Here is a 14787-nt window from a genome sequence, read left to right as displayed (position 1 = left end):
TATGAGCAATCATCAAGACGTTTTATCTCAATTAGATAAGAAATATAACAAAATAGATCAAGATTTAGATACACATCTAGACGGTTTGTTACATAGTAAACCTATTACTTATTGGGATTATATTAATACAGATGCGTTACTAAGTTTACAAACACAAAGAACTGGCTTACCTGATGAAATGGTTTTTTTAATGTACCATCAAGTTAACGAGTTGTTGTTTAAAATGATGCTTTGGGAATTAGAACAATTAGCTTCAGAAAAAAACATTAGTGCAGAGTTTTTTAAAGAACGCTTATCTCGTGTTAGTCGTTATTTTGATATGTTGGCATCTTCTTTTACTGTTATGCAAGATGGTATGGATTTAAAACAATATATGAAGTTTAGAGACACACTAACTCCTGCAAGTGGTTATCAAAGTGAACAATACCGTAAAATAGAATTTGCATCAACAGAAATAATAAACCTCGTAGATAATCGTTTTAGAAACAAGACACCTAAAGATGTTAAGCTAGAAGACGCTTTTGAAGATTTGTATTGGCAAGCAGCTGGAAAAGATTTTAAAACTGGTAAGAAAAACTATATGCTAACTTCTTTTGAAGATAGATATAAAAACGAACTGTTAAGGTTTGGAAAAACTTATCGCACTAGAAACTTATGGTCAATTTTTAAAGCATTACCATCTAAAATTAAAGAAGACAAAGGTTTGGTTGATGCTATGAGGCATTACGATTACACAGTTAACGTTACTTGGGTAATGGCACACTATAATGCTGCAAAACATTACTTAACAAATGGAGGAGAAATTACCGAAGCCACTGGCGGAAGTGATTGGACAAAATACATGCACCCAAAATACCAAAGAAGAATATTTTTCCCAGAACTATGGAGCGAACAAGAAAGAGAAGATTGGGGAAAAAATTTATAACACTAACCGTGTTATTTTTTGCCCTATTTAGTTGTAAAGATGATGTAAATCAAGATGGAATCAAAACAAATGAAATTGCAACGGTTAAAGCAGCTTCTTTATACGAATTTGGTTTTAAGTTAGATGATTTTATTGTTAAAAAAGATACCATAAAAACGGGTGATACTTTTGGAGCTATATTAGATAAAAACCACGTTTCTTTCACAGAGGTTTATAATATTGTTGAGAAGATTAAGGACACTTACGATATTAGGCGCTTACAAGTTGGTAAACCGTTTACATTATTATGTAGTAAAGATTCTTTACAGAAACCAACTAGCTTTATTTATCAACCAAACAAAGAAGATTATGTAGTAATTAACCTTAAGGATTCTGTTTATGCTTATAAAAGTACAAAACCCATTAAGTATGTGGAACGAGAAGTATCCGCCAGCATTACATCTACAATATCCGAAGCTTTAGACGATAAAGGTATTAGCTTTAATTTAGCTTATAAAATGTCCGATATTTATGCGTGGACTATAGATTTTACAAGACTTCAAAAGAACGATAAGTTTAAAGTTATTTACACAGAAAAGTATATAGACGATAGTATTTACGCCGGAATACATAATATTAAAGCAGCGTATTTTGAGCATAATAATGAACCTTTTTATGCTTTTGAGTTTAAAACAGATTCTATTTTAGGGTTAAAAGATTATTTCAATGAAGAAGCTAAAAACCTTCGTCGTGCATTTTTAAAAGCGCCAGTTGCATTTAAGCGTATTTCATCTCGATACAATTTAAGAAGAAGAATTGCTATTTATGGTAACAAAATTAGACCACATAAAGGGACCGATTTTACTGCTGCTATTGGCACACCAATTGTGGCAACTGCAAATGGAACCGTTTCTAAGTCTAGTTACACAAGAGGTAATGGGAATTATGTTAAAATAAAGCATAACAGCACTTATTCCACTCAATATTTACACATGAAAAAGCGTAAAGTAAAAGTTGGTGAGTTTGTCAAGCAAGGAGATATTATTGGTTGGGTTGGAATGACAGGAAACACCTCTGGACCTCATGTCTGCTATCGTTTTTGGAAAAATGGAGTACAAGTAGATCCGTTTAAACAAAAATTACCAGAAGCAGAACCAATATCGGAAAAATTAAAAGCAGAATACCTAGACTTTATTAAGCCAATAAAGACACAATTAGATGATGTACCTTTTGATGATGAAGTTATAGATATTGATTTAGATGAAAGCAATCAAATCACAACGATTAACTAAAATGGGTCTATCAAAAATAAATCCAACAAAAACCAAAGCCTGGAAAGATTTACTTAAGCACTACATTAGTGTAAAAAATCTTAAAATGACATCTTTATTTGAAAAAGAACCTTTAAGAGCAGAAAACCTAACCATTAAGTGGGATGATTTTTTAGTAGATTACTCTAAAAATAGAATTACACAAGAAACCTTAGAATTACTTCAAAACTTAGCAAAAGAAGTCAATTTAAAAGAAGCTATTAAAGCTCAATTTCAAGGAGATATTATTAATGAAACAGAAGAACGATCTGTTTTACATACAGCTTTAAGAACACCTATATCAGATAAAATTTTTGTAGACGGAAAAAATATAGTTCCCGAAATTCACGACGTAAAATCTAAAATAGAAACATTTACTAATCAAATTGTTTCTGGTGAGCGAAAAGGTTACACCAACAAATCTTTTACAGATATAGTAAATATTGGTATTGGCGGATCAGACTTAGGACCTGCAATGGTTGTAGAATCGCTACAATATTATAAAAATCATTTAAACACACACTTTGTAAGTAATGTTGATGGTGATCACGTAAACGAAGTGATAAAAAAACTTAATCCAGAAACAACACTTTTTATAATTGTATCTAAAACGTTTACTTCACAGGAAACCTTAACTAATGCAAATACATTAAGAGATTGGTTTTTAACCCACGCAACACAAAAAGAGGTTTCTAAACATTTTGTTGCAGTTTCTACTAACAAAGAAAAAGCTGAAGAATTTGGAATAGACACTAACAGTATATTTCCAATGTGGAACTGGGTTGGTGGACGATTTTCTTTATGGAGTTCTGTTGGATTAATAATTAGTTTAGCTATTGGTTATAAAAATTTTGATTTGCTTTTAAAAGGCGCTAATAAAATGGATAATCATTTTAAAAGCACAGATTTAGATCAAAATATCCCTGTAGTTTTAGCCTTATTAAGTGTTTGGTATAATAATTTTTTTAATGCAGAAAGCGAAGCCGTAATTCCTTACTCACAATATTTAAACCAGTTTGCAACTTACTTGCAACAAGGCGTTATGGAGAGTAATGGAAAAAGCGTAGATAGAAACGGAGACAAAATTGGTTACCAAACAGGAACATTAATTTTAGGAGAACCAGGAACTAACTCACAACATGCTTTTTTTCAATTAATACATCAAGGAACAAAACTAGTACCTGTAGACTTTATAGGTTTTGCTAAGTCTTTACATGGAAATCAAGAACATCAGGATAAATTAATTTCTAATTTTATTGCGCAAACTGAAGCTTTATATAAAGGAAAAACTAAAGAAAAAGTTTTAACAGAATTAGAAACATTAAATAGACCTCAAGAGGTAAAAGAAAAGCTGAAATTTTTTAAGTTTTTTGAAGGTAATAAACCAACAAATTCAATTTTCATCAATAAATTAACACCAGAAAGTCTTGGTAAACTAATTGCTATGTACGAGCACAAAATATTTGTACAAGGTGTAATCTGGAATATTTTTAGTTACGATCAATTTGGAGTGGAATTAGGAAAAGAATTAGCGAGTACTATTTTAAAAGATTTAGAAAATGAAAATTTAGAGGATCATGACGCCTCTACACAACAATTAATTAAACATTTTAAACAATTTAGATAACCAAAAACTAACGCAACACTATGGAAACAGTAAAAGTATTACATCAATATTGGGCTTATTTAACCTTATTAGTTTTAGTTTTAGCAGCGTTTAACGCTATTTTTAAAACGATTGGAAAAAAGGAATACGAACCAAGAGATTTTAGAGTTTCATTATTTACATTAATTGTTTCCCATATTCAATTATTAATGGGAATTGTATTGTGGGTTGTTGCAGATTATTTCTCTGAAATGTCTATGGGAGAAATTATGAAGAACTCAGTAATGCGTTCTAACGTTGTTGAACATCCAATTGCAATGGTTTTGGCTGTTGTATTCATTACAATGGGTTATTCTAAGCATAAAAAACAGTTAACTTCAGCTGGGAAATTAAAGAAAATAGCCATTTTTTATAGTATTGCTTTATTGCTAGTTTGTGCTAAAATTCCTTGGGCAAAGTTATTTTAATGAAGTAAAACATTTAATTATATCTTAAAAGCCAACCTAATTGAGTTGGCTTTTTTTAGTAACTTAATATTAAGGAAACGTTGATTTAATATTAAAAACGTAGCTTTGCATAAACAAATAGCAAAACATCTTCTTCTAATTGCTATTAAAAATCAATTATTTTATTGATATAAATCACAAAAATTCCAATAACTTAGGAATTCATTACATTAAAAATTACATGAGTAAAAAGAAAACGAGAAAACCTTCTCACAATAAAATATCAAACCTTTCAGATACTATATTAAGTATTTTAAAAAAGGACAGAAACACACCTTATAATTACAAACAAATTGCAGCTAAATTAAAAATAACAGATGCAAGCGGACGAAATCAAATCATAAAAAAACTAGCTCAACTTAAGGCTAAAGAAGAGATAGAAGAAGTAGATCGAGGAAAATTTAAAGCTATAAACAATACAGAGTATTACACAGGAATATTAGACCTTACTAGTAAAGGCTCTGGATATGTGATTTGCGACGAATTTGAAGATGATATTTTTATAGCATCTAATAACGTAAATAAAGGATTAAATGGAGATGAGGTAGAACTTTACATATACAAACGTAAAAAAAACGGACGTATGGAAGGTGAAATCACAAATATTATTACCCGAAATAAAACCGAGTTTGTTGGTGTTGTTCAAATTCACGAAAAGAAAAACTTTGCATTTGTTGTTCCAGACGATCATAAAATGCCAACAGATATTTTTGTGCCAATTAATAAAACACTCAAAGCCGAAGATGGCGATAAAGTATTAGTTAAATTGGAAGAATGGCCAGCAAAATCATCATCGCCAAACGGAAAGATTATAAAAGTACTTGGTAAACCAGGATTACATAGCACAGAAATTCATTCTATTTTAGCAGAATATGGCTTGCCTGCAGAATTTCCTAAAGAAGTAGAAGACTATGCCAATCAAATAGATTTAGAAATAAAACCAGAAGAAATTGCCAAGCGTAGAGATATGCGCGAGACTTTAACTTTTACTATAGATCCAAAAGATGCAAAAGATTTTGATGATGCCTTATCGTTTAAAGTCTTAGAAAACGGAAATTACGAAATAGGAATTCATATTGCAGATGTATCACATTACTTAAAAGAAGGCACTATTTTAGACGATGAAGCTTACGAACGTGCAACATCTGTTTATTTAGTAGATCGAGTAGTTCCAATGTTACCAGAAGTATTAAGTAATGGTGCTTGTAGTTTGCGACCACACGAAGAAAAATACACATTTTCTGCTGTATTTGAAATGAATAACAAAACCGAAATTTTAAACTCTTGGTTTGGTAGAACAGTAACGTATTCTGATGCACGTTTTGCATATGAAGAAGCTCAAGCTATTATAGAAAATAATGCCGACTTAAACAAAGCCGATGTTATTAATAATCCAAATAAAATAGACACTACCATTCCTGTAGAAGTATCTTTAACAGGAAAAGAATACCAAACTTCTACAGAAGTTGCGCAAGCCACTTTAAAATTAGACGAATTGGCTAAAATTATGCGTGGTAAACGTATGAATGATGGTGCAATTTCTTTCGATAAAGTTGAAGTAAAATTCAATTTAGATCAAGAAGCAAACCCAGTTGGTGTATTCTTTAAAACCAGTAGAGATGCTAATAAATTAATTGAAGAATTTATGTTATTGGCAAACCGTAAGGTTTCAGAATTTATAGGAAAGCAAAAACCAGAAAAAACATTTGTTTACAGAGTTCATGACGAACCAAATGATTCTAAATTAGAGTCGCTTAAAAACGTAGTTTCAAAATTTGGGTATAAATTAGACTTTAAAAATAGAAAGTCCACTACAGATTCTCTAAACAACCTTTTAAAAGATGTAAATGGTAGAAAAGAGCAGAACTTAGTTGATACCTTAACCATACGTACTATGAGTAAAGCAGAGTATACCACTAAGAATATTGGTCACTACGGATTAGCTTTCGATCATTACAGCCATTTTACATCGCCAATTAGACGTTATCCAGATGTTATGGCACATAGACTATTACAACGTTATTTAGATGGCGAAAAAAGTGCTAGTGCAGATGCGTACCAAGAAAAATGTAAACATTCTTCTAATATGGAAGGTTTAGCAACAAAAGCAGAACGAGATAGCATAAAATATATGCAAGTTAAGTTTATGCAAGATCATCAAGACGAAGAATTTCTTGGGGTTATTTCTGGAGCTACAGAATGGGGAATTTATGTAGAAATTATCTCAAATAAATGCGAAGGAATGGTAAGAACCGGAGATATTAAAGGAGATTATTACCAGTTTGATGCAGATACCTATTCTATTATTGGACAGAAAACAAAAATCAAATACCAATTAGGAGATGAGGTTATTGTAAAAGTTAAAAAAGCTGACTTAGTTAAAAAACATTTAGATTTTACTTTAGTTGGAAAACCAGAGTAATTAATCATTAGTTAGTAGTGGTTAGACGTTATTTTTGTCATTCTGCGCCACGAGGCAGAATCTATAATAATGGAAAACGGTTCTAATTAATAAAATAAAAAACCCACTTTAATTTAAAGTGGGTTTTGTTTTGAGTTCTTCTTGTTTATAAAAAAATCAATCCAGAATAACTTTAGTTGTTATAAAACGTTTGAATACAAATGTAAATAATACTCCAAATATTATATTACCAAGTAAATACGAAGCAAAGAATCTTTTAAATTCATTTTTAGAATTATCTATAGGCCAAGTATACAAATCTTTAAATATATAACCATCATAAAATAAATGTACTATGTAGCTTAATAAAGTTAATAAAGCATATAGAGATATTATTATTAAAATAAAAACAATTGGGCTTTTTACATAATTTGAATTAATTTTCTTTTTTATGAAATATAAAAATGTAGGAACTAATAACAAGCTCAATATAGAATAAGGCATATTATATATGTTGTATACAATTAAATAATGAGGTAAGAACATTGAAAGTATTTCAGAAGAAAATAAATCTTTATACCCTACACTTACGTAAATTCCGATTAATAATTGAATTGCAAATTGAACGTATACCAGTGTTGTGTATACAAACTTTTTTTTAAATTTTGAGATCATAGATATGGTATTTCTAATACATCATTACCCTCTAATAATTCGATTATAAAATCTAAACCAAATAATTAACCACATCTTCAATTTTAGAAATTAATTGAATTTTAATGGCTTTTGGCTTAATAGTAATCTTGTTGTATTTAGACACAAAAATGGTTGAAAACCCTAATTTTTCAGCTTCAATAATACGTTGCTCTACACGTTGTACAGGTCTAATTTCTCCGGACAAACCAACTTCGGCAGCAAAACAAAAATCGCTTTGTAAAGCTTCATCTTCGTTACTAGATAAAATAGCTGCAACAACTGCTAAATCTATAGCTGGATCGTCTACAGTTATGCCGCCAGTAATATTTAAAAAGACATCTTTTGCACCTAATCGGAAACCAGCACGTTTTTCTAAAACGGCTAATAACATATTTAAACGCTTGGCATTAAAACCTGTTGCACTACGTTGAGGTGTTCCGTAAACAGCTGTGCTAACTAAGGCTTGAACTTCTATCATTAAAGGTCTTGCGCCTTCTAGAGTTGCTGCAATAGCATTTCCAGAAAGTTCTTCGTCTTTTTTTGAAATTAGAATTTCACTTGGATTAGACACTTCTCTTAAACCAGAACCTTGCATTTCGTATATACCAAGCTCGTTAGTAGAACCAAAACGATTTTTGTTGGCTCTTAGAATTCTAAATACGTGGTTTCTATCGCCTTCAAAATGAAGTACTGTATCTACCATATGTTCCAAAATTTTTGGACCAGCAATATTTCCGTCTTTGGTAATATGTCCAATTAAAATAACTGGTGTATTAGTTTCTTTAGCAAACTTTATAAGCTCTGTAGTGCATTCTTTAACTTGAGAAATACTTCCTGCAGAAGACTCTATATAATCGCTTTGTAAGGTTTGTATAGAATCTATAACAACTATATCTGGCTGCAAAGCCTCAATTTGCTTAAATATATGTTGCGTTTTAGTTTCGGTTAGAATAAAACAGGTATCGTTAATTGGATTAATACGTTCTGCGCGCATTTTTATTTGCTTCTGACTTTCTTCACCAGAAACATAAAGTGTTTTATAAGGTAATTTTAATGCAATTTGTAGGCAAAGTGTACTTTTTCCAATTCCAGGTTCTCCACCAAGAAGTGTTAAAGACCCAGGAACTAATCCGCCACCAAGCACACGATTAAATTCGCCATCAAACGTATCTAAACGAGCTTCTTTTGCGGAATCTATTTCGTGAATTAAAAGCGGTTTGGCGTTTTTGGTTTTAACAGTTGTTGTAGATTTCCAATCGCTTTTTTCGGGCTTAGAAATTAATTCTTCAACTATAGTATTCCATTCTTTACAAGACGTACATTGACCTTGCCATTTTGCAAATTGAGATCCACAATTTTGACAAAAAAATGCCGATTTAAGTTTTGCCATTTACAGTCCGAATTCTGCTTTTATTTCATCAATTTTTTCTAAAACTTCGTCTTTATTCATAAATGGACTTTCTTCCATAACGTAAGCCGCTTGGTAAGCTTTTAAAGCTTTTTTTGGTTCGAAAGTTTCTTCGTAAAATCGCGCTTTAAAATATAAGCTCAAGTTAGTATCAGGATATTGTTTTTTTGCAATTTTAGCTAATTCCTCTAAAGGTTCCCATTTTTCAGATTTTCTAATTGCTGAATAAATAGCTCTAAAATCGTTAATTAGAATTTGTTTATCAATACCAAATAAATCTTTAATAGTTTGATATTTTTCAACTAAATACTCAACAGGAGAACCACTCAACTTTGTAATAACCTCTTTGTATTCTTTTTTAGAAATAGGCTGATACACTAAAAAGGTACTTTCTAGTGCCTTTGCAATAGAGTGCGCTGGTAAAGAATAATGAGATGGACCATCAAAGGTATCAGAATTAAAAAAAACATTGTTATTATCTACAGCTTCTAAAGTTGTTGCTAATGCTTCTGTTTGCTCTTTAAATTTAGGAATATCGTTTGTAGAGGTAGCTAAATAGTAAAACAATTTAGTTTCGGTTTTTGGAATAACTTCGCCTATCCAACTTGGCATTTCTGGAGCAAAATCTGGCGCAATAACAACAAAAGATTGAAAGGTCGGTTGACTTTCTTTTTTAAGCATAAAATAGTTAGCAAAATTTGCAGATTTACCATGACCAACGACCATTTTAAATTTTTCTAAGTTGAAATTCTCGTCCATATAAGGTAAAACTTCTTCCATAACAAAATTCATAAATTTATTTCCACCTTCTACTGGTAAAGAATTTACTTCGTCGTACATTAAATCTGTGTTTCTATTTTCACTTTGGTTAATACCAACAACAATAGAGTTGGGCATATCATCCCAGAAAGAATAATAATCTACGTTCCCAGCAACAACCTCAAAAAGATAATCGCCATCTAAAACAACTATAAGCGGGTATTTTTTCCCATCATTTTCATAAGCATCATGACCTCTAGGAACTTGAATTTTTAATTCCCTAGTTTCACCTAAAATTTCAGATTCTATGTTTTTGTGGAGTGTTTGAGCAAAACTAAAAGTTATGCTTAAAAGCAATATAACAAGTGTTGAAATTGATTTCATATTATTTTTTTTAGTGTACAGCAATGTACAAATTATTTTTTTTTGTTTAAAATAGGTAATAAAATTAAAGATAAACCACCAAAAACAATAATCATTGCTGTTTGTGAAGCCCACATAATCCATCCAAAAGCAAAACTAGGATCTTTAGTAATACTAAAAATTGAGAAAGCTGCAAAAACAGCTACAGGATAAGATCCTATGCCACCATTAGTGGCTGCAATACTAAAACTTGCAGAAATAAAACCTATTAAAATAGCACCAAAAGGTATGTTTTGTAATTCTGGAATTGCTTGACTTGTGGCATAAAACATAGCAACATACATTCCCCAAATAAAAAAAGTATGAAAAATAAAGGCCCATTTTTTCTTCATTTTAAAAATACTTAAAACACCTTCTATTAATCCGATTGTAAATTTTTTGATTTTTAATGCGATTTTTGAGGTGCTTTTTTTAATATAATAAATTAAAAACACGACCAAAAACAAAGTAATTAAAAGGCTTATAATAATTTTAAAAGGATTGAATCTTTCTGAGAAAAACTGAAAAATAAAATCGAATTCTAAAAATAATGTAATTGTTATTATTATTAACATTATAATTAAATCTGCTACTCTTTCTGCTACAATAGTTCCAAAGCCTTTTTCAAAAGTAACACCTTCATAATTTGTTAAAATGGAAGCTCTAGCAACTTCTCCCGCTCTAGGAATAGTATAATTAATTAAATATGTAGCAAAAACAGCCATAAGACTATTGCTAAATTTTACTTTATACCCTAAAGGTTCTAACATAAACAACCAGCGATATGCTCGAGATAAATGGCTCAATAGTCCTAAAAAAACACCTAAAAGTATCCAAGATTTATCTGCTTTATTCCAATAATCTATAATTGTAGAAAGTGGTACGCTTTGTAAAGAATACCATATTAAAAAAACTCCCAATAAAATTGGGAGTGTGATTTTTAGTAATTTTATAAGTGAAGTTTTCAATGTTTATTTTAAAAGGTTAGTTGCTTCATCTGGAAACACTAAACTTGGCTGAAATACTTTTGCAGACTCCATATCCATAACCCCATAAGTAATAAGAATTAATATATCTCCTTTTGCAACTTTTCTAGAAGCCGCTCCATTTAATGTAATTTCACCACTTTTTCTTGGGCCAGGAATTGCATAGGTTTCTAGGCGTTCTCCGTTGTTATTGTTTACAATTTGGACTTTTTCACCACGAACAATGTTAGCTGCATCCATTAAATCTTCATCAATAGTTATACTACCAATGTAATTTAGATCTGCACCTGTTACTTTTACCCTGTGAATTTTAGATTTTACTACTGTTACTTGCATGGTTCAAAGATAATTAATTTAAAGCAATATTGTCTATTAGTCTAATTTTTCCTGCATAGACAGCAATAAATGCTCTATAAGTGTTTTTGTTATGTTTTCTTTTAACGGTTTTAAGTGTTTTTGTATCTGCAATTATGAAGTACTCTAAATTTAATAAGTTGTTTTTTTCAAATTCTTTAGTTACCCACTCCGTAACTTTATTAGCACTTTTTGTGCCAAATTTAAGTTTAGCTTCTTTTAAAATTTTGTAAATAAAAGGAGCCTCAATTTTGTGCTCTTTGGTTAAACGGATATTTCTAGAACTCATGGCTAAACCATTGGTTTCTCTATGTATTTTACAACCTATTATTTTTACAGGAATTTTATGTTTTTCTACTAATTTTTTAATAATTTGAAGTTGCTGAAAATCTTTTTCGCCAAAAAAAGCATATTCTGGAGTAACAATTTCTAAAAGACTTTTTACAATAGTTCCAACACCATTAAAGTGTCCATCCCTAAACTTTCCTTCCATTTCATACTCCAAACCATCAAAAGAAAAAGACTCTGAAACCACATTATTACTATAAATATCTTCTACAGTTGGTGCGTAAACTATAATGTTTTTAGAAACCGTTTCTAAAAGAATAATGTCTTGCTCTAAAGTTCTTGGGTATTTTTTTAAGTCTTCAGTATTGTCAAATTGTGTGGGGTTTACAAAAACACTAACCACAATTACATCCGTTTTTTTAAATCCAGCCTCTACTAAAGATAAATGTCCGTTGTGTAAAGCTCCCATTGTTGGAACAAATCCAATACGTTTGTTTTTAACTTTTAAGGCTTTAATTTCAGCTCGTAATTGTTCTTTTGAATCAAAAACTATCATAGTTTTAATATAAGTTTAACGTGTGCAAAACTAAGATTTTAAGACGATAACTGCATTAATTTTTGTATTTTTGCTTGTTTTTATCTTGTTTTTCAAGAAATTAAAATAATTTAAGCTTGTTTAAAGCTAAATAATAAAGTTAAAACTACACGTATGAAGCTTATGAAAGATAAGAGGATATTATATGTATCATCTGAAGTAGTGCCTTATTTACCAGAGACAGAAATTTCTTCTATGTCTTTTGAAAACCCGCGTATGATTAATCAACAGGGTGGACAAATTAGAATTTTTATGCCAAGATTTGGTAATATTAATGAAAGAAGACATCAATTACACGAAGTTATCCGTTTATCTGGAATTAACTTAGTGATAAACGATTTAGATATGCCTTTAATAATTAAGGTAGCATCTATACCAAAAGAACGTATTCAGGTATATTTTATAGATAACGATGATTACTTTAAGAGAAAAGCAACTTTAACAGATGAAGAAGGTAAGTTGTTTAGTGATAATGACGAACGCGCTATTTTCTTTGCTAAAGGTGTTATAGAAACGGTTAAGAAATTAAATTGGTCACCAGATATTATTCATGTTCATGGCTGGTTGGCTTCACTATTACCAGTTTACTTAAAACAATTCTATAAAGATGAGCCACTTTTTAATGAAAGCAAAATAGTAACTTCTGTTTATGAGTCTGGCTTTGAAGGTTCTTTAAATAAAGATTTAATAAATAAGGTTAAGTTTGATAAAGTTGAAGAAAAAAAGATAGCCTTATTAAAGGATCCAACTTACGCTAACCTTATGAAAGTTGCTATAGACAATTCAGACGCTTTAATTAAGGGTTCGTATGAGTTACCTAAAGAAATTAATGAATATATAGATGCATCTGACAAACCTGTTTTAGACTTTAAGGAAAAAGACGAGTTTGCAGAAGCTTATACTAATTTTTACAACACAAGCGTTTTAGAGTAAACGTTTTTTATTATGATTAAGAAATTTTCAAAAATAATAACCATTTGTCTTTTTACATTTGTAGTGTCTTGTGAAGAGGATTTTGTAAATGTTGAAAGCGACTTAAGTGGTGCGCAGAATTTCAGTGGAAATGTTGCGGAATTTCCTGTTTTAGCTTATTCTAAAAAAACAGGGCCAGTTCAGGTTAATGGTTTACCTCAATCTTATTTAGGTATCTTAAGGGATAATACTTATAATACAGCAACAACAGCTAATATAATTACAGAAATAGTACCAACAGTGTTTAGTAAAGATTTTGGGACAGATCCAGAGATTGAAAGCGTTACGCTAAACATCCCATATTTTTCTACATTATTAGCAACAGATTCTGATGGAAACTCAACATATCAATTAGACTCTATTTTTGGTAACTCAACGGTTCCGTTTAAATTATCTGTTTATAAAAGTAATTATTTATTAAGAACTTTAGATCCTTCAACTAATTTTGAAGAGTCTCAAAATTATTATTCAGATTCCTATACAGACTTAAACCTCGGATCTCAAGAAGATTTACTTTTATCATACACCTCTTATTTCACACCAAGTGAACTTGAGCATTATGTTTTAGAATATAATGATGAGACAATGGAAAATGATACTATTTCTCGTATTTCACCAAGCATGCGTTTAGATTTGTTCGATACACCTACTAAACAAACATTTTGGAAAGATTTATTGGCCTTAGATGAAGAAACTATTCCAGAATACTTAACGAACGCTAATAATTTTAAAGAATTTTTTAGAGGACTTATTTTTAAAGTTGAACCAATTACTAACGACGGTAGTTTTGTAGCATTAAATCTTAGTAGCTTATCTGCAAATATTATTGTTGACTATACTAATTTTGAAGAAACTGAAGATGATTTTATAGAAGACGTTAGAGACCCATCCATATATCAGTTTAATTTTAGTGGTGTTACATTAAATACTTTTGAAAACGAAACAGCTTTAATGAATATTGTAGAAGATGATGTTAATGGTGATGATAATTTATATCTAAGAGGTTTTGAAGGTTCTTATGCTGTAATAGATTTATTTGGAAATGAAGACTTAGATAATAATAATGTATCAGACCAATTAGAGCTGTTTAAAACGAACAAGGACAAATGGTTAATTAATGAGGCTAATTTAAGTTTTTATGTAGATCAAGACAAGGTTAATGGAGAAGAGCCAAAAAGAGTTGTTTTATATGACTTAAAAAACAACCTTCCTATTATCGATTATTTTTTTGATCAATCATTGAGTGTTATTGACCCCAGCCAATCAATTACCAACTATTCAGTACCTTTATATCAAGATAGTCAAGGACAAGGACGATACAAATTGCGATTAACGGAGCATATAAATAATATATTAATTAGAGACTCTACCAATACAAAACTGGGGCTTTTTGTTACAAATAACATTAACAATATAGGGTTTTCAGACTTAAAAACACCAATAACCTTAGGTACATCAACAGTAAATGAAGTTGATTTAGAGTCAATTCCTCAAAATTCAGTTTTAAATAATAAAGGAACTGTTTTGTATGGAGCAACACAAAATGTTCCAGAAGAAAAAAGAGTGAAATTTGAAATATATTACACAGAAGAAAATTAAA

Annotated in this window: 12 protein-coding genes; 7 read left to right on the top strand and 5 right to left on the bottom strand. The window is 30.3% G+C overall.

The window, feature by feature from the left end:
* The first annotated feature begins 1 nt into the window (after window position 1).
* From ACFDSN_RS01920 to ACFDSN_RS01900, 5 genes are all read left to right on the top strand, one after another.
* Window positions 2–925: a tryptophan 2,3-dioxygenase family protein gene (locus ACFDSN_RS01920; RefSeq protein ID WP_375238132.1), complete on the top strand. Its 924-nt coding sequence runs from the start codon at window positions 2–4 to the stop codon at window positions 923–925.
* Complete coding sequence (locus ACFDSN_RS01915) at window positions 883–2196, top strand: peptidoglycan DD-metalloendopeptidase family protein (protein ID WP_375238131.1); 1314 nt, start codon at window positions 883–885, stop codon at window positions 2194–2196. The genes ACFDSN_RS01920 and ACFDSN_RS01915 overlap by 43 nt, the downstream gene beginning before the upstream one ends.
* 1 nt (window position 2197) lies before the next feature.
* A complete protein-coding gene (pgi, locus tag ACFDSN_RS01910) occupies window positions 2198–3841 on the top strand; it encodes a glucose-6-phosphate isomerase (RefSeq protein ID WP_375238147.1) in 1644 nt (547 codons plus the stop codon).
* Window positions 3842–3861: 20 nt separating this feature from the next.
* Complete coding sequence (locus ACFDSN_RS01905) at window positions 3862–4287, top strand: hypothetical protein (RefSeq protein ID WP_375238130.1); 426 nt, start codon at window positions 3862–3864, stop codon at window positions 4285–4287.
* 220 nt (window positions 4288–4507) lie between these two features.
* Window positions 4508–6748: a ribonuclease R family protein gene (locus tag ACFDSN_RS01900; RefSeq protein ID WP_375238129.1), complete on the top strand. Its 2241-nt coding sequence runs from the start codon at window positions 4508–4510 to the stop codon at window positions 6746–6748.
* 706 nt (window positions 6749–7454) lie between these two features.
* On the opposite strand, the gene radA is transcribed toward ACFDSN_RS01900, so the two are convergent.
* The 5 genes from radA to panC are packed head-to-tail and all read right to left on the bottom strand — an operon-like array spanning window position 7455 to window position 12176.
* Window positions 7455–8813, bottom strand: a complete 1359-nt coding sequence (radA, locus tag ACFDSN_RS01895; RefSeq protein WP_375238128.1) for a DNA repair protein RadA — start codon at window positions 8811–8813, stop codon at window positions 7455–7457.
* Window positions 8814–9974, bottom strand: a complete 1161-nt coding sequence (locus ACFDSN_RS01890; RefSeq protein ID WP_375238127.1) for an alpha/beta hydrolase — start codon at window positions 9972–9974, stop codon at window positions 8814–8816.
* Window positions 9975–10006: 32 nt separating this feature from the next.
* Window positions 10007–10912 carry a YbhN family protein gene (locus tag ACFDSN_RS01885; RefSeq protein ID WP_375238126.1) on the bottom strand — a complete coding sequence of 302 codons (906 nt, stop codon included), beginning with the start codon at window positions 10910–10912 and terminating at the stop codon, window positions 10007–10009.
* A 51-nt stretch (window positions 10913–10963) separates the two neighbouring features.
* Entirely contained in the window at window positions 10964–11314 is a 351-nt protein-coding gene (panD, locus tag ACFDSN_RS01880) for an aspartate 1-decarboxylase (RefSeq protein ID WP_375238125.1), read from the bottom strand.
* Between the two features lie 13 nt (window positions 11315–11327).
* Window positions 11328–12176: a pantoate--beta-alanine ligase gene (panC, locus tag ACFDSN_RS01875; RefSeq protein ID WP_375238124.1), complete on the bottom strand. Its 849-nt coding sequence runs from the start codon at window positions 12174–12176 to the stop codon at window positions 11328–11330.
* Window positions 12177–12338: 162 nt separating this feature from the next.
* Between panC and ACFDSN_RS01870 the strand changes: the two genes are divergently transcribed.
* Together ACFDSN_RS01870 and ACFDSN_RS01865 are read left to right on the top strand one after the other, a co-directional pair.
* Window positions 12339–13148 (top strand): glycogen/starch synthase, encoded by an 810-nt coding sequence (locus ACFDSN_RS01870; protein WP_375238146.1) that lies wholly within the window; start codon window positions 12339–12341, stop codon window positions 13146–13148.
* Window positions 13149–13160: 12 nt separating this feature from the next.
* Window positions 13161–14786: a DUF4270 domain-containing protein gene (locus ACFDSN_RS01865; protein ID WP_375238123.1), complete on the top strand. Its 1626-nt coding sequence runs from the start codon at window positions 13161–13163 to the stop codon at window positions 14784–14786.
* The last annotated feature ends 1 nt before the right edge of the window (window position 14787 follow it).

Origin of the sequence: Aurantibacter sp. (genome assembly GCF_042094015.1) — a bacterium.
Lineage (GTDB): Bacteria > Bacteroidota > Bacteroidia > Flavobacteriales > Flavobacteriaceae > Aurantibacter.
The sequence above is the reverse complement of the archived record's forward strand: the minus strand, read 5'-3'. Positions and strand labels throughout refer to the sequence as shown.

What these genes read in the sequence shown, in the direction of transcription:
- pgi (WP_375238147.1), top strand. Translation starts at nt 2,198, where the DNA reads ATGGGTCTATCAAAAATAAATCCAACAAAAACCAAAGCCTGGAAAGAT.
- ACFDSN_RS01915 (WP_375238131.1), top strand. Translation starts at nt 883, where the DNA reads ATGGAGCGAACAAGAAAGAGAAGATTGGGGAAAAAATTTATAACACTA.
- ACFDSN_RS01900 (WP_375238129.1), top strand. Translation starts at nt 4,508, where the DNA reads ATGAGTAAAAAGAAAACGAGAAAACCTTCTCACAATAAAATATCAAAC.
- ACFDSN_RS01865 (WP_375238123.1), top strand. Translation starts at nt 13,161, where the DNA reads ATGATTAAGAAATTTTCAAAAATAATAACCATTTGTCTTTTTACATTT.
- ACFDSN_RS01890 (WP_375238127.1), bottom strand. Translation starts at nt 9,974, where the DNA reads ATGAAATCAATTTCAACACTTGTTATATTGCTTTTAAGCATAACTTTT.
- panD (WP_375238125.1), bottom strand. Translation starts at nt 11,314, where the DNA reads ATGCAAGTAACAGTAGTAAAATCTAAAATTCACAGGGTAAAAGTAACA.
- panC (WP_375238124.1), bottom strand. Translation starts at nt 12,176, where the DNA reads ATGATAGTTTTTGATTCAAAAGAACAATTACGAGCTGAAATTAAAGCC.
- radA (WP_375238128.1), bottom strand. Translation starts at nt 8,813, where the DNA reads ATGGCAAAACTTAAATCGGCATTTTTTTGTCAAAATTGTGGATCTCAA.
- ACFDSN_RS01905 (WP_375238130.1), top strand. Translation starts at nt 3,862, where the DNA reads ATGGAAACAGTAAAAGTATTACATCAATATTGGGCTTATTTAACCTTA.
- ACFDSN_RS01870 (WP_375238146.1), top strand. Translation starts at nt 12,339, where the DNA reads ATGAAAGATAAGAGGATATTATATGTATCATCTGAAGTAGTGCCTTAT.
- ACFDSN_RS01920 (WP_375238132.1), top strand. Translation starts at nt 2, where the DNA reads ATGAGCAATCATCAAGACGTTTTATCTCAATTAGATAAGAAATATAAC.